Annotated in this window: 17 protein-coding genes; 13 read left to right on the top strand and 4 right to left on the bottom strand. The window is 52.5% G+C overall.

The features are described from left to right. Positions 1–35 precede the first annotated feature (35 nt). Complete coding sequence (gene alr, locus AC0Z7K_RS22330) at positions 36–1,115, top strand: alanine racemase (RefSeq protein ID WP_485616005.1); 1,080 nt, start codon at positions 36–38, stop codon at positions 1,113–1,115. Between the two features lie 5 nt (positions 1,116–1,120). Here alr and AC0Z7K_RS22325 read toward each other — a convergent pair whose 3' ends face one another. Beyond that, positions 1,121–1,900: a transporter substrate-binding domain-containing protein gene (locus AC0Z7K_RS22325; RefSeq protein ID WP_413530483.1), complete on the bottom strand. Its 780-nt coding sequence runs from the start codon at positions 1,898–1,900 to the stop codon at positions 1,121–1,123. 281 nt (positions 1,901–2,181) lie between these two features. Here AC0Z7K_RS22325 and AC0Z7K_RS22320 point away from each other — a divergent pair, with 281 nt between their 5' ends. The 5 genes from AC0Z7K_RS22320 to AC0Z7K_RS22300 all read left to right on the top strand — a co-directional run bounded on the left by AC0Z7K_RS22320 (position 2,182) and on the right by AC0Z7K_RS22300 (position 5,790). Further along, complete coding sequence (locus AC0Z7K_RS22320; protein WP_485616004.1) at positions 2,182–2,646, top strand: Lrp/AsnC family transcriptional regulator; 465 nt, start codon at positions 2,182–2,184, stop codon at positions 2,644–2,646. Between the two features lie 245 nt (positions 2,647–2,891). Then, entirely contained in the window at positions 2,892–3,524 is a 633-nt protein-coding gene (locus AC0Z7K_RS22315; RefSeq protein ID WP_485616003.1) for a YitT family protein, read from the top strand. Positions 3,525–3,669: 145 nt separating this feature from the next. Further along, positions 3,670–4,863: an amino acid aminotransferase gene (locus AC0Z7K_RS22310; protein ID WP_413530485.1), complete on the top strand. Its 1,194-nt coding sequence runs from the start codon at positions 3,670–3,672 to the stop codon at positions 4,861–4,863. Positions 4,864–5,014: 151 nt separating this feature from the next. Continuing rightward, positions 5,015–5,440: a secondary thiamine-phosphate synthase enzyme YjbQ gene (locus AC0Z7K_RS22305; protein WP_413530631.1), complete on the top strand. Its 426-nt coding sequence runs from the start codon at positions 5,015–5,017 to the stop codon at positions 5,438–5,440. Continuing rightward, on the top strand, positions 5,437–5,790 hold the full coding sequence (locus AC0Z7K_RS22300; RefSeq protein ID WP_485616002.1) for an MmcQ/YjbR family DNA-binding protein: 354 nt from the start codon (positions 5,437–5,439) through the stop codon (positions 5,788–5,790). The genes AC0Z7K_RS22305 and AC0Z7K_RS22300 overlap by 4 nt, the downstream gene beginning before the upstream one ends. On the opposite strand, the gene AC0Z7K_RS22295 is transcribed toward AC0Z7K_RS22300, so the two are convergent. Together AC0Z7K_RS22295 and AC0Z7K_RS22290 are read right to left on the bottom strand one after the other, a co-directional pair. Then, positions 5,779–6,693, bottom strand: a complete 915-nt coding sequence (locus AC0Z7K_RS22295; RefSeq protein WP_485616001.1) for a pyridoxamine 5'-phosphate oxidase family protein — start codon at positions 6,691–6,693, stop codon at positions 5,779–5,781. The two genes, AC0Z7K_RS22300 and AC0Z7K_RS22295, sit on opposite strands and share 12 nt — an antisense overlap. Positions 6,694–6,698: 5 nt before the next feature. Then, on the bottom strand, positions 6,699–7,319 hold the full coding sequence (locus tag AC0Z7K_RS22290; protein WP_485615999.1) for a glutathione S-transferase family protein: 621 nt from the start codon (positions 7,317–7,319) through the stop codon (positions 6,699–6,701). A gap of 100 nt (positions 7,320–7,419) precedes the next feature. Here AC0Z7K_RS22290 and AC0Z7K_RS22285 point away from each other — a divergent pair, with 100 nt between their 5' ends. Then, positions 7,420–8,337, top strand: a complete 918-nt coding sequence (locus AC0Z7K_RS22285) for a LysR family transcriptional regulator (protein ID WP_485615997.1) — start codon at positions 7,420–7,422, stop codon at positions 8,335–8,337. Positions 8,338–8,452: 115 nt separating this feature from the next. Beyond that, positions 8,453–9,634, top strand: coding sequence for an alpha/beta hydrolase-fold protein (locus AC0Z7K_RS22280; protein WP_485616027.1), 1,182 nt, complete (start codon positions 8,453–8,455; stop codon positions 9,632–9,634). Between the two features lie 52 nt (positions 9,635–9,686). On the opposite strand, the gene uvrA is transcribed toward AC0Z7K_RS22280, so the two are convergent. Continuing rightward, entirely contained in the window at positions 9,687–12,542 is a 2,856-nt protein-coding gene (gene uvrA / locus AC0Z7K_RS22275; protein ID WP_485615996.1) for an excinuclease ABC subunit UvrA, read from the bottom strand. A 324-nt stretch (positions 12,543–12,866) separates the two neighbouring features. On the opposite strand from uvrA, the gene AC0Z7K_RS22270 reads away from it, so the two are divergent. The 5 genes from AC0Z7K_RS22270 to AC0Z7K_RS22250 all read left to right on the top strand — a co-directional run bounded on the left by AC0Z7K_RS22270 (position 12,867) and on the right by AC0Z7K_RS22250 (position 18,806). Further along, positions 12,867–13,412 carry a single-stranded DNA-binding protein gene (locus AC0Z7K_RS22270; RefSeq protein ID WP_413530499.1) on the top strand — a complete coding sequence of 182 codons (546 nt, stop codon included), beginning with the start codon at positions 12,867–12,869 and terminating at the stop codon, positions 13,410–13,412. A gap of 159 nt (positions 13,413–13,571) precedes the next feature. Then, the gene (locus AC0Z7K_RS22265) at positions 13,572–14,819 is read left to right on the top strand and encodes a tyrosine-type recombinase/integrase (protein ID WP_485615995.1); all 1,248 of its coding nucleotides are present in this window, start codon (positions 13,572–13,574) and stop codon (positions 14,817–14,819) included. Beyond that, positions 14,806–16,368, top strand: a complete 1,563-nt coding sequence (locus tag AC0Z7K_RS22260) for a site-specific integrase (protein WP_485615994.1) — start codon at positions 14,806–14,808, stop codon at positions 16,366–16,368. The genes AC0Z7K_RS22265 and AC0Z7K_RS22260 overlap by 14 nt, the downstream gene beginning before the upstream one ends. After that, a complete protein-coding gene (locus AC0Z7K_RS22255; protein WP_485615993.1) occupies positions 16,361–18,394 on the top strand; it encodes an integrase in 2,034 nt (677 codons plus the stop codon). The genes AC0Z7K_RS22260 and AC0Z7K_RS22255 overlap by 8 nt, the downstream gene beginning before the upstream one ends. Further along, positions 18,381–18,806, top strand: a complete 426-nt coding sequence (locus AC0Z7K_RS22250) for a hypothetical protein (protein ID WP_485615991.1) — start codon at positions 18,381–18,383, stop codon at positions 18,804–18,806. Before AC0Z7K_RS22255 ends, AC0Z7K_RS22250 begins: the two co-directional genes overlap by 14 nt. The last annotated feature ends 397 nt before the right edge of the window (positions 18,807–19,203 follow it).

Below are 19,203 nucleotides of genomic sequence, written 5' to 3'. Positions count from 1 at the left end.
ATCAGAAACTCTTAATTTCATTCCAAGGACTAAAAATGAAAGCGGCTACGGCTGTCATTGATCGCCGCGCTCTGCGACACAATCTGCAACGGGTACGTCATCTGGCGCCACAAAGTCGTCTGGTTGCGGTAGTGAAAGCAAACGCTTATGGGCACGGTTTGTTGGAAACAGTGCACAGCCTGCAAGACGCTGATTTTTACGGCGTCTCCCGGCTCAGCGAGGCATTATCGCTGCGCAAAGCCGGGATCGTTAAACCGGTTCTCCTGCTTGAAGGCTTCTTCTCCGCCAGCGAATTACCGCTGCTGGTGGAACATCAGCTGCATACCGCCGTCCACAGTGTTGAACAACTCGAGGCGCTGGAAAATGCGCAACTGGCACGGCCGCTGAACGTCTGGTTAAAAATCGATACCGGTATGCACCGTCTGGGCGTTCAGCCCGCACAGGCTGACGCATTTTATCAGCGTCTGAGCGCCTGCCCGAGCGTGGTTCAGCCGGTCAATATGATGAGCCATTTCTGCCGCGCCGATGAACCTCAAAGCGATGCGACGCCAAAACAGATGCGTTGTTTCCATGAGGTATCCGAAGGCAAAGCGGGGCTGAAATCTATTGCTGCCTCCGGTGGCATCCTGCTGTGGCCGGAATCGCATCTGGATCTGGTACGCCCCGGCATCGTTCTCTACGGTGTGTCGCCCTTGGAGACCGGTGACGCCAGTGATTTTGGTCTGCAACCGGTAATGACGCTCACATCCAGCCTGATTGCCGTGCGCGAACACGCTGCCGGTGAGCCGGTGGGTTACGGCAGCACCTGGACCAGCGAGCGCGATACGCGCCTCGGCGTGGTGGCAATGGGCTATGGCGACGGTTATCCGCGCAGTGCGCCGAACGGCACGCCGGTGCTGGTGAATGGCCGCATTGTGCCGATCGCCGGGCGGGTGTCGATGGACATGATCACCGTTGATTTAGGGCCGGATGCGACAGATAACGTCGGTGATGAGGTGATTTTCTGGGGCAAGGAGTTGCCGGCAGAGCGCGTTGCTGCAGCTACCGGCATCAGTGCTTACGAGCTGATTACGCAGTTAAGCGAGCGCGTCAGCCGTGACTATATTGGCGACTGACCGCCTTACTTCTTCACCGCCAGCCATTTACTGACCACCTGCTGATACTCACCGGTGGCTTTACTCAGATGAAGCCACTGGTCGACATACATTTTCCAGCTCAGATCATCACGCGGCAGCATGTAGGCTTTCTCGCCATATTGCAGCGGCTTCTTCGGGTTCACCGCGCACAGTTTCGGATAGCGTTTCTGCTGATACAACGCTTCGGACGCATCGGTAATCATCACGTCCGCTTCCTTATCCGCCAGCTTCTGGAAGATGGTCACGTTGTCGCTCAACGTCAGCGTGCCTTTTGGCAGATGGCTGTGAACGAAGGCCTCATTGGTGCCGCCCGCCGGTTCGATCAGGCGCACGGTCGGTTTATTCAGCTGTTCAACGGTCTGGTATTTACGCACGTCTTCGCAGCGCACCAGCGGGATTTTGCCATCCTGATCCAGTACGTTGGCGAACCAGGCTTTTTGCTGGCGTTTGAGCGTGACCGAAATCCCTCCCATCGCGATATCACAATGCCCGGCCGACATCTCATCCATCAGCGATTTCCACGTCACCGGCACCCAGTTGACCTTCACGTCCAGACTTGCCGCCAGCGACTCAGCCATCGCAATATCAATGCCCTCGTACTGGCCTGGCGCTTTCAAAAAAGTATAAGGTTTATAGTCACCGGTGGTGCAGACATTCAGAGAACCTTTCTGAATAACCCGCTCCAGACGTGAGGACGTGGCGTCTGCCAGAGCCAGCGTGGGGAACAGGGTAAGGAGGGCGAGAGAGGTGAGGATCTTTTTCATTATTCTTTCCTTGCGGTGAAATCATTTTGTTTTTGCTATTAATCTGCGCGAGTATAAGAAAAAAAGGCCGATAAGTATTTAGTCCTTATATACCCGGCATACTTCAAACTGCAGGTGCGTTGGCTGCGTTCAATCATCCGAATCACTTACTCATGTAAGCTTATCGTGATTCATTCGCTGACCGCCTTCCTGCAACCCGAATTATTCAGGGTATGAAGTAGGAATAGTCCTTGCAGTGTGAAATAACGATAAACAAAAATTAAAACGACAGGAAAAGCACCATGTACAGCATTGATGATTACGACCTGAAGATTTTGACGTTATTACAAGCCAACGGAAGACTGACCAATCAGGAGCTTAGTGAGCTGGTTGGGTTATCCGCATCACAATGCTCCCGCCGTCGTATCGGGCTGGAACAGGCGCAGTTGATCCTCGGTTATCACGCCAGACTGGCGCCTGAAGCGGTCGGCCTGGGGATGATTGGCCTGATTGAAGTTAGATTAATCAATCATTTGCCTGCGCAGGTGAATTCCTTCCACAGCATGCTCGGTGAAGTGGACGCCATTATTGATGCCTATAAAACCACCGGTGACGCCGATTATTTATTAAAAGTCGCGGTGAAGGATTTAGCGGGTTTAAGCACATTGATCAGCCAAATCCTTTCAGTGCATAAAAGTGTGGCACATGTAAAAACGTCGGTTGTGCTTAACCGGTTAAAAGAAAACGGCTTATTAACGGTTGCCTGATGTTTAATGGCCGTTATTTTTAATGCACTATTATGGTGACTCTTTTTGGGGCGACACCCCTGTTGTGGTGCATAAACATCAATTAAAATGCATGATTTGTGCATGTAAAGAATAATTAACGCTACTAAAAATCTTATTTTCGATTTTTAATGCAAATTCCGTGCGTTGATATTGCCTTGAATTCACATCTCAGGAATTATCACTAAAACTCTTTTGGTGGTTATTTTTCGGGGAAGTGGGAATTTATGGCAAGTGTAGATAATTTTGATAAGCCGGTGGAACAACCGCGTACCGCGCACACGGCGCTGGAAGACGTGCTGGCGATTGTGATTGGTACGTTGATGGTTTCTTTTGGCGTGGTAATGCTGCGCCAGGTTGGTGCGCTCACCGGCGGCACGGCCGGCATGGCGTTTCTGGCGCATTATCTGACGCAGGTCTCCTTCGGCACGGCCTTCTTTATCATCAACTTACCCTTCTATTATCTTTCTATACGCCGCATGGGCTGGCAGTTCACGTTGAAAACCTTCAGCGCCGTGGCGCTGGTGTCGGTGTTTTCCGATCTGCATCCGCTGTTCGTTCACTTCGACCATCTCCAGCCGTTTTACGCCACATTATTCGGCAACGTTATTATGGGCATTGGCTTCATCGTCCTCTTTCGTCACAAGGCCAGCCTCGGCGGCGTGAATATTCTGGCGCTGTTTCTGCAAGATAAATACGGCATCCGTGCGGGCAAATTGCAGATGGGCGTGGACTGCTGCATCGTGCTGGCGTCGTTGTTCGTGGTCAGCTTTGAAATGCTTATCGCCTCTATTCTGGGCGCGGTGATTGTGAATCTGATTATTGCGATGAATCATCGTCCGGGGCGTTACAGCGTCTGACGCAACGACCGCGCGGCTGCCCGAAAAATGACAACATAGTTCTCATCTTTTTTAACGAACTTTGATAGTCTGTGAAACAGTGTCGATCCACCGCTCGGGCGTTGCGATCGCCGCGCCACTTAACCCTACCAAGGAGATGTATACCGTGTTCCAACATGTCGATGCCTATGCCGGTGACCCGATTTTGTCGCTGATGGAAAGCTTTAAAACCGATCCAAGACAAGACAAAGTGAACCTGAGCATCGGTCTGTATTACGACGAGCAGGGTATTATTCCGCAACTGGCGGCAGTAGAAAGTGCAGAGAACCAGCTGAACGCCGAGCCACAGGCCGCGTCAGTGTACCTGCCAATGGAAGGGCTGACCGCTTACCGTGCTGGCATTCAGGAACTGTTATTTGGCGCTGAACATCCGGCCCTCAAACAGCAGCGTATCGCCACCATTCAGACCGTCGGAGGTTCCGGCGCACTGAAAGTGGGCGCAGACTTCCTGAAGTTTTACTTCCCGGATTCAGACGTTTATGTGAGCGACCCGACCTGGGAAAATCACGTGGCTATCTTCGGTGGTGCGGGCTTTAAAGTTCACACGTATCCGTACTACGACCCAGAAACACTGGGCGTGAACTTCACAGCGATGATTGAGCGCCTGAAAACGCTGCCGGCGCAAAGCATTGTGCTGCTGCACCCGTGCTGTCACAACCCGACCGGTTCTGACCTGACGCCAGCGCAGTGGGATCAGGTGATCGAAGTGACCAAACAGCGCGAGCTGATCCCGTTCCTCGACATCGCCTATCAGGGCTTTGGCGCAGGCATTGAGGAAGACGCCTACGCAATTCGCGCGATGGCATCTGCCGGCGTTAACTGCTTTGTCAGCAACTCGTTCTCGAAAATTTTCTCCCTGTACGGCGAGCGCGTCGGCGGATTATCCGTAGTGTGTGAAGACAGCGAGGCCGCAGGCCGCGTGCTGGGTCAGCTGAAAGCGACCGTGCGCCGCAACTACTCCAGCCCGCCGAATTTCGGCGCGAAAGTGGTAGCCAAAGTCCTGAGCGACAGCGCGCTGAACGCCCAATGGAAAGCTGAAGTTGAGAAGATGCGCACCCGTATTCTGGAAATGCGCCACACGCTGGTCGATACCTTGAAAACGGCCTTGCCGGGCCGTAACTTTGACTACCTGCTGCAACAGCGCGGGATGTTCAGCTACACCGGTTTCAGCGAAGCACAGGTCATACGTCTGCGTGAAGAGTTCGGCGTTTATCTGATTGCCAGCGGCCGAGTTTGCATGGCGGGTCTGAATCACCACAACGTTAAACAGGTGGCTGAAGCCTTCGCCCGAGTGCAGTAGAATCTGCTAAAAATACTTCCCAAGGGCCGACGGCAATGTCGGCCCTTTTTTCTTCTTTACGCCTCTTTACGCCTTCCGCCTTTATTTTTCGTCATGTTGCTGCACACTTACTACAGTTGAATTTTACGCAGGCAAGGTGTTGAGAAATCCTATGTGGCATCAGCAAACTATTACACTCGGCGCGAAATCGCGGGGCTTTCATCTGGTCACCGACGAAGTGATCGGCAAAATTTCGCGGCTCGGCGAGGTCCAAACCGGGCTGCTTCATCTGTTTATCCAGCATACGTCGGCCTCGCTGACGCTCAATGAAAACTGTGATCCGACGGTGCGGTTCGACATGGAGCAACACTTCATGCGAAGCGTGCCGGAGAATGCACCCTACGAGCATGATTACGAAGGCCGTGATGACATGCCGGGTCACATTAAATCATCGTTACTCGGTGCATCATTAGTTCTGCCCGTTTCCAGAGGAAGGTTGCTGCTCGGCACCTGGCAAGGGATCTGGCTGGGCGAACATCGGATCGACGGCGGACAGCGCCGGATCGTCATCACATTACAAGGAGAAATCCAAACATGACCAGTTCGGAACTGCTGACTTACTGCATGGGAAAACCCGGTGCGGAGCAAAGTGTTGAAAATCAGCGCGGTGCAAATCAGGTAAAAGTGGGCGACGCAATGTTCGCCATGGTGTGTGATGTCGGCGGGCGTGAGGCGATTTCGCTGAAAACCAGCCCGGAGCTGGCGGAGCAGTTGCGTGCCAAATACCCTGAAATTGTACCGGGCGACCATCTCAACAAAGCGCACTGGAACACCGTGTATCTCGACGGCTCCCTGCCGGATTCACAGTTTTATTATCTGATCGACGGATCCTATCAGCTGGTGGTCTCTGGCCTGCCGGAAGCGGTGCGTCACGATTTAGGCATCTGATTCACGCTGCCAGTGACCGGTGTTCAGCGTGGCGGAAGAGTATTCCACGGTTTCAGCGCACCACGGCAACGCGGAGCGAAAACGCCACAGGCGGGTGATGTCCAGCGTCCAGTAGCGTTCAGTGCCCGCCGGAACGGGGATCTCATCCGCCTGCCAGTGGATCTGCGTTGTGCCCTGAATATGCAAAATATCACCGTTGTCGAAATCGATAAACAGCAGCGCGGCGCGGGGTTCGGCCAGCAGATTCCCCAGCGTGTTCATGTACTTATTGCCGCGATAATCCGGTACCCATAGCCGGTTTCCCACCAGATGCGCAAATCCCGGCTGACCGCCGCGATGTGACACATCTGCGCCATCGGGCGCGTGACTGGCGATGAAAAAGGTGTCAGAGCGCGCAATCAGCGCACGGGCATCATCATCGGGCTCAGTCATATCTTCCCGCAGTGCCAGCGATGTGCTGACCGGTGCGTCGGCCAGTTGGCGGATCTGAATATATTGCGGACAGTTACCAAAACTCTGATCGACGACGATCTCGATCCGATTTTTGTCCATCCGCCCGATCCTGCCGTTGACGCGGTTGCGGCGCCGGTTAGAAAAATCGATCCCCAGCGCACCGATCTGTTTACCCGGCTGCAATGCCGCCAGCGCGGGATCGTCTGCCCGTCGCGGCGCGTTAACCCGTAAATGACCGTCATCTGGCGCACGGATAAAACCGGCAGGGCCGCTCAACAATGTCGCCACCGGCCAGCCGTTTTCATCCAGCGTTGAGATAAACAGGTAGGGCAGCGCGGCGAAAAACAGCTGATGTTGTTCTGGCATCGCCTCGCGGATCCCATGCGCGACGACGTCGAAACCGGCCAGTGCCTGCGCCTGACGTTCACCGGCATGGAACGGATTATTCATGGCACTTACTTCTTGTCTTCTGGCAGCGGCAGGGCGGGCAGCGGCGTGAAGCCCGGCAGGCTCTCAATGCGCCTCAGCCAGCGTTGAATCGCAGGATACTGTGCCAGCGAAATACCGCCTTCCGGTGCGGTCGCGACATAGGCATAGCAGGCCAGATCGGCAATGGTGGCGCGCTCTGTCGCCAGAAACTCATGCGTCTCAACGTGCAGTTCCAGCTGCGGCAGGAATTTTGCCGTGACCGCCAGCGCGCTTTCCAGCGATTCCGGCGCGGAAAACTGTTTCACCATGCGCGCAGAGGCCGGGCCGAATCGCACTTCACCCGCGGCGCGGGATAACCATTTCTGCACCTCTGCCGCTTTCAGCGGATCTTCCGGCAGCCAGTGACTGTCTGGCGCGTAGCGTTTCACCAGATACACCAGAATCGCATTGCTGTCGGTGATGGCGTGGCCGTCATCGACAAGCACCGGGATTTGCCCCAGCGGATTCAGGCGTAAAAATTCGGCGGACTGACGTACATCGGCAGGCGCATCTTTCACTTCAAACGGTAAGTTGAGCATGTTGAGCAGCAGGGTGACGCGGTGGCAGTGGCCGGAAAACGGCGTGCTGAACAGTTGAATGGCGGACATAAGGTTTCTCCTCTGTGGCTGTCATTGCAGATTACTCTTGCGCTAAACGATTGTGATCCACGAAGATTGAAATTGAGTGTTTCACTTTGTGGAAGAATCTATGGATCGTTTGGACGAAATGGCGATTTTTGTCGCCGTACTTCAGTATGGCAGCCTGGCAGAAGCTGCCCGTAAACTTCACCGTTCCCCTCCGGCAATCACCCGTGCCATCGCCTCGCTGGAACATCGCTTTGGCGCGCGGCTGGTTGAGCGCACCACGCGCAGCCTCGCGCCGACCGAAGCGGGTGCAAGGCTGGCCGAAAAAGCGCGCGTTCTGCTCAGCCAGTATCAGGACGCCGTCGAAGACGCGGCCGAAACCCAGCTCAGTGGCCTGTTGCGGTTAACTGCGCCGGTGCAGTTCGGCCGTAAACACGTTGCGCCGGTGGTGATGGCGTTTCTGGCGCAGAACCCGGACATGCAGATTGAAATGATGCTCAACGACCGCAATCTGGATTTGATTGACGAAGGGCTGGATCTGGCGGTGCGTATCGGACATCAGATAGATTCGGGGAAAGTCGCGCGCAAGGTGGCGGAAGTAACCCGCGTGCTGGTCGCCAGCCCGGATTATCTGGCCGAGTACGGCGTCCCACAGCATCCGTCGGAGCTGGCCAGGCATCAGACTATTATGGGCACGCTGCGAACGCAGATCCGCGAATGGCGGTTCGGACCGCACGAGGAGGGCCTGCGCGTGCGCCTCTCGCCACGGTTGCTGTCGAATGACGTTGAGTCGCAACTGCTGGCCGTGCGCAGCGGGCAGGGTATTGCGCGGCTGCTGTCGTATCAGGTAATGGACGATTTGCAGGCGGGAAACATGGTGCGGCTGTTAACGGATTTCGAACCGCTGCCGTTGCCGGTCCAGTTAGTGGCGCAGCAGGTGCAGCAGATGCCGCGTAAAGTCCGCACTTTCTGGGATTTTGCTTTTGAGCGGCTCAGCGCGCTTCCGCAGCTGCATTCCTTAGAACCAACCTCCAAACAGTGACGCCGATCACGTCCGCTTGCGGTAAAAATAACCTACTCTGAGAGTTGTGCAAAAACAGTGAGTTACTTAAGGACTGGTTGTCCGTCTGCTCACGCCAACCCAGAAGGAAAGGATGATGACCCGTAACCGGCTGAATCTCGCCACGCTTTTGATTCTGGCGCTCAGTGCGCCGCTCCCCCTGACCGCGTTCGCGCAGAGCCTGCCGCAGGATCCTGACGCATCGTCTCCGGCGAAGACTTACATCACCGCCGTGAATCCTGATCTCACCATCACTTACCGGCTTTACGCGCCCACGGCGGAGCATGTGGACGTGGTGACCGGTTCAACGCCGGTGAGCTATATTCCTCATCAGATGACCAAGGATGAAAAAGGCGTCTGGAGCTGGACCTCTGCGGCGCAAAAACCGGATCTGTATGAATATTTCTTTAACGTGGATGGCCTGCGCATCGCCGATCCGGGCAGTGCGATGCCGAAACCGCAGCGTCAGGTGAACACCAGCCTGATTCTGGTGCCGGGCAGTATTCTGGATGTGAAGAACGTGCCGCACGGCGAAGTGCGCATGCTGACCTACCATTCGGCGGCGCTGAATTCAGAACGGCAGGTGGCGGTCTGGACGCCGCCGGGCTACACCGATGCGTCGCAACCGCTGCCGGTGCTTTATTTCTATCACGGTTTTGGCGACACCGGCCGCTCGGCGCTGGATCAGGGGCGCATTCCGCAAATCATGGATAATCTGCTGGCGGAGAAAAAAATCGCGCCGATGTTAGTGGTCATCCCGGATACCGAAACCGACGCCAAAGGCATCGTGCCTGAGGAGTACGTCACTAAAGATCGCCGCAAAGAGTTCTATCCGCGCAATGCTGCCGCAGCGGATAAAGAGCTGACCGGCGATATCATTCCGTTGATTTCCAAAACCTTCCGCGTGCGTGATGACGCCGCCGGACGCGCGCTTGCGGGCCTTTCGCAGGGAGGATATCAGACGCTGGTCAGCGGGATGACGCACCTCGACCAGTTCGGCTGGCTGGCGACGTTTAGCGGTGTCAGCACGACGACGGTGCCGAATGCAGACGTGGCAAAACGCTTCGCCGAACCGGAGAAAATCAACGCGCAGCTGAAAAACTTTACAGTGGTCGTCGGGGAAAAAGATGTGGTGACGGGCAAAGATATTGCGGGGCTGAAATCTGAGCTCGAAGAGAAAAAGATTAAATTCGATTACCACGAATACCCGAATCTTGGCCATGAAATGGACGTCTGGCGCCCGGCGTATGTCGAGTTTGTGCAGAAGATTTTTAAATAGCGAATACAGAGAAAAAAAGCCTTCCCAATCGGGAAGGCTTTTTACATAGCGGTTAAGCCGTTTTCTTCGCCTGCTGACGGTGGCGTTCCAGCAGCGGTTTCAGGAAGCGGGCGGTGTGCGATTCTTTGCATTCCGCCACGGTTTCCGGCGTACCGGCGACCAGAATCTGTCCGCCGCCCGCGCCGCCTTCCGGCCCCAGATCGACAATCCAGTCTGCGGTTTTAATCACGTCCAGATTGTGTTCAATCACCACGATGGTGTTGCCCTGATCGCGCAGCTGATGCAGCACTTCCAGTAATTGCTGAATATCGGCAAAGTGCAGGCCGGTGGTCGGTTCGTCAAGAATGTACAGGGTCTGACCGGTACCGCGTTTGGAGAGCTCGCGCGCCAGTTTCACGCGCTGCGCTTCACCGCCGGACAGCGTGGTTGCTGACTGGCCGAGGCAAATATAGGTCAGGCCGACGTCGATCAGTGTCTGCAATTTTCGCGCCAGTGCCGGCACGGCATCAAAGAATTCACGGGCCTCTTCGATGGTCATTTCCAGCACTTCGTGGATGCTCTTGCCCTTGTATTTCACTTCCAGCGTTTCGCGGTTGTAGCGTTTGCCACGGCACTGATCGCACGGCACATAAATGTCCGGCAGGAAGTGCATTTCTACTTTGATCACGCCGTCGCCCTGGCAGGCTTCGCAGCGCCCACCTTTGACGTTGAAACTGAAACGGCCAGGTGTATAACCGCGTGAACGAGATTCCGGTACACCGGCAAACAGTTCGCGAACCGGCGTAAAGATACCGGTGTAAGTGGCCGGGTTAGAACGCGGTGTACGGCCAATCGGGCTCTGGTCGATATCGATGACTTTATCGAAATGCCCCAGACCTTCGATCTCACGGTATGGTGCAGCTTCGGCAAGCGTCGCGCCGTTCAGTTCACGCTGTGCCAGCGGGAAAAGCGTATCGTTAATAAGCGTAGATTTGCCTGAGCCGGACACGCCGGTGATACAGGTGAACAGACCCACCGGCAGCGTCAGCGTCACGTCTTTCAGGTTGTTGCCCTTGGCGCCGGAAAGCTTCAGCACTTTGGTGGCATCGGCAGGCACGCGTTGGGCGGGCACTGAAATCTCACGTTTGCCACTGAGGAACTGACCGGTCAGGGAATCTTCCTGCGCCATAATATCGTCGGCGGTACCTTCGGCGACCACGCGGCCACCGTGAACCCCCGCACCCGGGCCGATATCAATGATATGGTCAGCGGCGCGGATTGCGTCTTCATCATGTTCTACCACGATCACGGTATTTCCGAGGTCACGCAGGTGGATCAGCGTTTCCAGCAGACGTTCGTTGTCACGCTGATGCAGGCCGATAGACGGCTCATCGAGGACGTACATCACGCCCACCAGTCCGGCACCGATCTGGCTCGCCAGACGGATACGCTGGGCTTCACCGCCGGACAGGGTTTCAGCAGAACGGGAAAGCGAGAGATAATTCAGGCCAACGTTCACCAGGAATTTCAGGCGATCGCCAATCTCTTTCAAGACTTTCTCGGCGATTTGCGCGCGCTGGCCGCTGAGTTTCATATTGCGGAAGAAATCCATCGCATGACCGATGCTGAAATCAGAGATTTCCGGCAGCGTCGTTTCTTCCACAAATACGTTACGCGCTTCTTCGCGCAGGCGGGTGCCTTTGCAGGATGCGCATGAACGGTTACTGATGTATTTCGAGAGCTCTTCACGCACCGCGCTGGATTCCGTTTCTTTATAACGGCGCTCCATGTTATGCAGCACACCTTCGAACGGATGACGACGGATCGACGTATCACCGCGATCGTTAATGTATTTGAATTCAATGGTCGTTTTGCCGGAGCCGTGCAGGATGGCGTTTTTCACGTCGCTGCTCAGTTCGTTATAAGGCGCTTCTACATCAAAATCATAATGCTCGCCGAGAGAGCGCAGCATCTGGAAGTAATAGAAGTTACGGCGATCCCAGCCGCGGATGGCGCCACCGGCCAGGGAAAGCTCAGGGTTTTGCACCACGCGATCCGGATCGAAAAATTGCTGTACGCCCAGACCGTCGCAGGTCTGGCAGGCACCGGCCGGGTTATTGAACGAGAACATGCGCGGTTCGAGCTCGCTCATGCTGTAACCACAAATCGGGCAGGCAAAGTTCGCCGAGAACAGCATTTCCGGGGCTTTCGGGTCATCCATATCAGCGACCACGGCAGTACCGCCGGAGAGCTCCAGCGCGGTCTCGAAGGATTCCGCCAGACGTTGTTGTAAATCTTCGCGCACTTTAAAGCGGTCAACCACGACTTCGATGGTGTGCTTTTTCTGCAGTTCCAGCTTCGGCGGATCGGACAGATCGCACACTTCGCCGTCGATACGCGCACGGATGTAACCCTGCGACGCCAGATTTTCCAGCGTTTTAGTGTGCTCGCCTTTACGATCTTTGATGATCGTCGCCAGCAGCATCAGGCGCTGGCCTTCCGGCTGCGCCAGCACGTTATCAACCATCTGGCTGACGGTCTGGGCTGACAGCGGAACGTTATGATCCGGGCAGCGCGGCTCACCTACGCGGGCAAACAGCAGACGCAGATAGTCGTGGATTTCCGTGATAGTCCCGACGGTAGAACGCGGGTTGTGCGATGTCGATTTTTGCTCAATCGAAATCGCCGGAGACAGACCTTCAATATGGTCAACGTCCGGTTTTTCCATTAAGGATAAAAATTGGCGTGCATAGGCAGACAGCGACTCGACGTAGCGGCGCTGGCCTTCGGCGTAGAGCGTGTCGAACGCCAGAGAGGACTTGCCAGATCCCGATAAGCCGGTGACAACAATCAGTTTGTCGCGCGGGATAATCAGGTTGATATTCTTGAGATTATGGGTGCGTGCGCCCCGAACTTCGATCTTATCCATTCATCATTCCCGGATTAACTTGATAGCTCACCGTGCCGGTGACCGTCGGAAAATGTTGCATCGCGCCGGTCAGCGAATCGGGCACAGAGAAGAACGTAACGCGCAATTATGACACAAATCACAGTCTATGCCACCCCGAAACCTGAATGTATATCCAGTACTCGATGTAACGGCGGAACGTTTGCTGAACAATCTGGAAAGAATGCCGCATCCTTTTACATCCGTGGTACGAAGGGAACGATTTGTGGTTATAATGACGCGAAGTGAGACCCTCACACCCAAACTGTGGTTTCAACCACGACATACATCATCAGGAGAATCCACATGGCCAGCAGAGGCGTAAACAAAGTTATTCTCGTCGGTAATCTCGGGCAAGATCCGGAAATCCGTTACATGCCAAACGGCGGCGCAGTGGCTAACATGACACTGGCGACCTCCGAAAGCTGGCGTGATAAAGCCACCGGCGAGCAGAAAGAAAAAACCGAATGGCACCGCGTTGTACTGTTCGGCAAACTGGCCGAAGTTGCCGGTGAATACCTGAAAAAAGGCTCTCAGGTTTATATCGAAGGTGCACTGCAAACCCGTAAATGGACCGATCAGGCTGGCGTTGAAAAATACACCACCGAAGTCGTTGTTAACGTGGGCGGCACCATGCAGATGCTCGGCGGCCGTGCAAGTGGCGGCGGCGCACCAGCAGGCGGTGGTCAGGCAGCAGGCGGCGGCCAGCAGGGCGGTTGGGGTCAGCCTCAGCAGCCACAAGGCGGCAACCAGTTCAGCGGCGGCCAGCAGGCGCGCCCGGCGGCGCAAAACAACGCACCAGCACAGAACAACGAACCACCAATGGATTTCGACGACGATATCCCGTTCTAGGATTTACCTAAGACTGATTTGTAAAGAATTATCTATTAAGCCTCTGTTAATTCAGGGGCTTTTTATTTTTTCACTCCAAAAAATTGTCAAGTATAGATTGATATCCTTTTAGCATATTGCGTACCTTGTAATTGTGTAAAGTTTATCGGGTGTGCATGCATGAAGAAGAGCTACGGGATTACAACATTCATCATGGACAGTGGTGAGCGATACTGCATGGTTATGGAGCGTTCTTCTGGCCTTCCCGTGTATTACCCTACTCTGTTTCTAACAACCCAAATCCGCAATAGAGGTGATGCTTTTTCAACGATGTTGGCGGCGGCTAGCAACTTAGTTATGTTATTACGCTTTGTGGATAGCCGTGGCATCAACCTTGAGCAGCGGTTTTTGAGTAAAGACTTCTTCAAACCACATGAGCTGGACGATCTGCGAGATTTTGCTCAGCGTAAGCAAGGAAAGAAGCCATTAATGGCGTCCTCTACCCCTTGGTTGGCAGATGCGATGACCGATACCGTTGATAACGGGACACAGCATTCCCGGCTGACAACGTTTGCCAACTATTTACGCTGGTATGCGATGCATATCTTAAAGACGGCAGAACTGGAAGTTGTCGAACAGATCAATGCTATGGCGCAGCAGTTAAAGAAACGCCGACCGTCTAGAAAGAGCAGAAGTAGTGAGTTGCAAGACAGGTCATTGAATGATGTTCAATTGGATTCGCTATTTGAAGTCATCCGACCTGGATCAGAGTCAAATCCTTTTTCAATAGATGTGCAGCGGCGCAATCGGCTGATGATCTTGCTTCTGTTTTATCTTGGTATTCGAGGTGGTGAATTGTTAAACATCAGAATACAGGATGTTGATTTTAGTACTAACAGGATCCGTATCGTTAGGCGAGCAGATGAGCGAGCTGACTCTAGAACCAATCAGCCTAATGCTAAAACCAGAGAACGGCTCTTACCGTTGGCTGAATCCTTAGTTCAAGAACTGCATAGTTATATCATTCAAGACCGCCGGAAAGTCCGAAATGCAAAGAAAAATGACTACCTGTTTGTGACTTACAAGCTAGGGCCAACTATTGGAAATCCTATCTCCAAAGGGGGGTATCACAAAATTTTTTCCGTGGTCAGGGCTGTATCACCGCAATTGCATGCAGCGACAGGACACTCTCTCCGACATACGTGGAATCGCAAGTTTTCAGAAAGAATGGATGCCATGAATGAGAAAGTCAGTGAGGAACGCCAAGAGCAACTTCGTTCGTACTTAATGGGCTGGAGAGATGGTTCGGGAACCGCAGCGACTTACAACAAGCGTTTCATTCAGCAAAAAGGGTTTGAGGCCGCTTTGGCATTACAAGAAGGTAACGGCACTCGCTTGCCAAAGGACATGAAGAATGATGACGAATAACTTCTTACCTGCATTAGTGCGCGAGCGAATCAGTGCCAAGGCCAATGGCTACTTCTTTCAGTTGTACGATGAATCGTGGATTTTGGATAAAAATACCCCTGTTAATCTTGCAGACATTCACCATTACTTGTCAGGAGAGGTGCTAGATGGCTGCCTGCGCACGCTAGCATTTTATGCTTCCAGTCTTTCTGCTTCTCATACTTTGAACATTATTATGCGGTTTCAGCACATGCTGCGTGAGACTGAAGCGGAAGCAATTACTGATACGGCATTGGTTAATTATCGGTCAATGCTGTCGCCTGCAACAGAATGGTATCTGGCAACTATTCGTGGTTTTCTTCGATCCTGGTACGAGCTAGGCTACCCCGGCATCAGTAAGGAAGTGGTCCGTCTGCTTGATGGCTGGACGCTAAAGGGTAATCGTAAGGGTGATGCGGTTAAGCGCATGGATCCTCGAGAGGGGCCTCTGACGGATCATGAGCTGAAAGCAGTTAATGAAGGGGCTGTTCGGGCTTATGAAAAGAGCTTAATTACGATAGCCGAGTTGGCTATGACACTTGGTATCAGTCATACGGGACGTCGTCCCATCCAAATATCGTTACTTCGTGTGGTCGATGTCCTCTGTGGCAAAAATGAAAAGGGAGAACCCTTTTATGTGTTGAATGTGCCGAGAGCGAAGCAACGCAGTAGCTCTTTCCGAACAAACTTCAAGCCCTTTGCGATATCACTCGAACTATGGGCTATCCTGAGCGCTCAGGCAAGGAATGCAATTGCACTTGTTGAGAAGCATCTGAGGTTCGAATTGCAGGAAGATGATCGGCAGCAAATCCCTCTGTTTCCAGATCTTGATGTGTTATCTGCTGTCCAATCTCCTTATGAATTCCGCCAACTGCTTACTACCGACAAACTCCACATCCCTGCAGCAGAGATAACCGGCACACTCAAGTACATCGTAGAAAAGTCCGATATCCGCTCGGAACGTACCGGTGAACGATTACATATCAATGCTCGTCGTTTTCGTTATACCACGGGCACACGAGCTGCCCGGGAAGGGTTTGGTGAACTGGTGATTGCGGAACTGCTTGACCATACGGACACCCAAAACGCAGGCGTTTACATCAAAAATATCCCCGAACATGTGAAAAAGCTGGATGAGGCTGTTGGCTTCCAATTGGCACCATACGCTCAAGCCTTTGTCGGGGTACTTGTCGATTCAGAGAGGGATGCTCATCGAGGTAACGACCCTACCAGTCGTATTCGGACCGAGATGGGTCAGGATGTTGGCACTTGTGGAGAACATGGCTTTTGTGGTGCCAATGTTCCTATTCCTTGCTATACCTGCATGCATTTCCAGCCTTGGCTGGATGGCCCACATGAGAATATCTATCAGGGTCTACTCAACGAGCGTGAACGGGTGAAAGAGATAACTGGCGACATCCAGATTGCTGCCGTACTTGATCGCAGTATTATCGCGGTGGCAGATGTGATAATGCGTTGTGCAAAACGTCGTGATGAGATTAGCCAACAGGGAGCAATGACCAATGGCTGAGATTTTCCAGTTCAAGCCAAAGGCTACTCTAACCGCAGCAGAAAATCTTGAAGCATTCATATCTAAGTGCCGAGATCAATTGACTGTATTCGGCTCTGATCTAAATTGGGAAGCTCCTGTTTGGCCAAACATAACAGTGTTTGCCAAGTTAGGCATTATTACGCGAAAACCCGTGCAGAGAGAGGTACAAGACCCCGCGTTCATTGATTTCGCCAAAGCTTATTTCCGTTACCAGCAGGGGCATCAACCCACAGGGGTAAAGAATGAAAGTAAGGCCCTCCGTGCGATTGAGGCGGCTTTGCTTCAAGTAAACGGGAATGCAAATATTGATGGCTTGTCAATTTCTGTGCTTGATGAAGCAGTTGAATTGGCAAGGCAGCACTACTCCGATGGTGCAGCATATCATTGTGGCCGAGAGATTGAGCGGTTGACTAAGTTTGTCATTGAAAACCAGCTTGTATCAAGTGCTGTGCAAAATTGGGTCAATCCAATTAAGCGTGCTGAGGACAAGAACAAGACAGGTAAAGAGGCGAAGAAAAATAGGGAAGAAAAACTTCCGAGTGATGTAGCTCTCAATGCGCTGGCGGAGATTTTTGCCAACGATCCAGTTGACGGACGTGACATCTTCACAACGTCGGTGTTTGCTATGTTGATGTCAGCACCGTCACGCATTACAGAGGTGCTAGCACTGCCTGTGGATTGCGAAGTATTTGAAACAGATCGTGAAGGGATAGAACGCTATGGCTGGCGTTTTTTCTCGGGAAAAGGCTACGAGGGCGATATCAAATGGATACCAACGGTGATGATGTCTGTCGCCAAAACAGCCGTCGCCAGAGCGAAAAAATTGTCAGAGAATGCCCGCCAACTTGCTAAGTGGATTGAGAAACACCCGAATAAGTTTTACCGCCATGCTAACTGCCCTGATGTCGCTGATGATGAGCCATTGACGATGGAGCAGGCTTGTATGGCTCTAGGCTTTGCACACGACTCAAAAAAGACGTGTAGGTCGTCTCTTGGTAATCGACGTTTAGCTAAAGAAGATGATGTACATACGCTAAATAGCCTGTGGCAGCATACTATGGCGCGTTTACCTGATGATTTTCCGTGGTTTGATAGAGATAAGGAAATTAAGTACAGCAATGCCTTGTTTGTACTAAATGCTAATCAGTTCCACGGAAACCGAGGATGCCTACCGGTTGAATTACATAAGCCAACCAATAATTTCTGCAACAATGATCTGGTGCCTCGTGAGGCCCTGGATGGAAAACATGCCAGTATATTTGATCGCCATGGTTACCGTGCTGAAAACGGAGAACGGGTCAAATTGACGTCGCATCAGGCACGACACCTGCTCAACACCATTGCCCAGCGCGGCGGGCTGTCAAACCTGGAAATTGCCAAGTGGTCAGGGCGGGCCGACGTGAAACAGAATCGAACTTACAACCACATGACTGAATACGAGCTAGTTGGTATGGCTGAACGCCTAGACCCCACTAAAGCGCTATTTGATCCTGTTGGCGAGGTGGCAAATCATCTGCCCTTGACTGCGCAGGAGTTCAATACATTGGAGCATGCGGCGGTGCATGTGACGGAATATGGCTACTGTGTGCATGATTACGCCATGAGTCCCTGCGAAAAGTTCCGAGATTGCGTCAACTGTACTGAGCAGGTTTGTATCAAGGGCGATGATACAGAAAAATTAGATCGTATTAAGAAACGGTTGGTGAAGTCAGAGCGACTGTTTTCGCTTGCCGAAATGGCTGTGGCAAGCGGTGAGATGGGTACTGATCGCTGGTATCAGTATCACAAGAAAACCGTCATCCGGCTTAGGGAGCTAGTCGTAATTTTAGAAGATCCAGATATTGAAAGTGGTGCGCAGATTAAACTTTTGGGCAATGATTTTAGTCAGCTTCGCCGTGTTGCCGAAAAGAAGTCCATTCAGTCCATTGAACAAAAAGGCAAAGAAAGTGAAGATGCTGTGATGTTAGACGATTTGACAATGTTGTTAGGAGGTGGTTTTGGCTAAGCATCTGGATAATAGAGACATAAATGCCATCGTGAACCTGATTCGAGGATGGCAGGAACCAAAACTGTCTTGGTCAGCAATTTGTGAGGCGGCAGAGCCATTGGTAGGAAAGTTGCCGTCAAGACAGTCACTTAATGCACATGAGACAATTGTGATTGCCTATCAAACAAAAAAAGAGGCGCTTAAAGGCCGAGGCCCCAAAAATCCGCGTCCGGCTAGTTTGAACATTGCAGCCGATAGGATTGTGAATCTTGAAAGCGAAATCGAAGAGCTTAAAGAAGAGAACTGGAGATACAAACAGAAGTTTGTTATCTGGCAATACAATGCATACAAACATGGAATGAAAGAACATCAACTCAATGCACCGTTGACAAAGATTGACCGTGAGCGTTCTGACGGAGAAAGAAGATAGTTATTGAGTGCGATGAAGAGGGGGGCATTGCCCTGCATAGGGATGTACAGTTTTAGTTGACACTATAATAGTTAAAATTCAAGTTAAAGAATAGCTTGAATGAACTGTGCACATTAAAATTCAACCAATGTCATTTAGGTTGTAAAACACATGAATAGCGTACAAATAGAAGAAAATGTTAAGAGTTTGGTGAAACAAGTATCAAGCCAAATAATCTCGAAAGATGATTTTGTCTACGAACTGTTGCTGGCATACGGACATCGTAAGTCGGTAGTGAACCGTGTTAAGTCTGGTGAGCGTAACTGTAGTGGCATAGTTAATTTGGCCACCTGAATAGAGGTGATATCATCGCCTCATAGTCAAAACAGGTGACATTATGACCGGACGTAACAAACGC

The sequence above is a fragment of the Rahnella sp. 1L-D-7-B-C2 genome, assembly GCF_057290995.1.
This window is presented reverse-complemented; position numbering and strand designations above follow the sequence as displayed.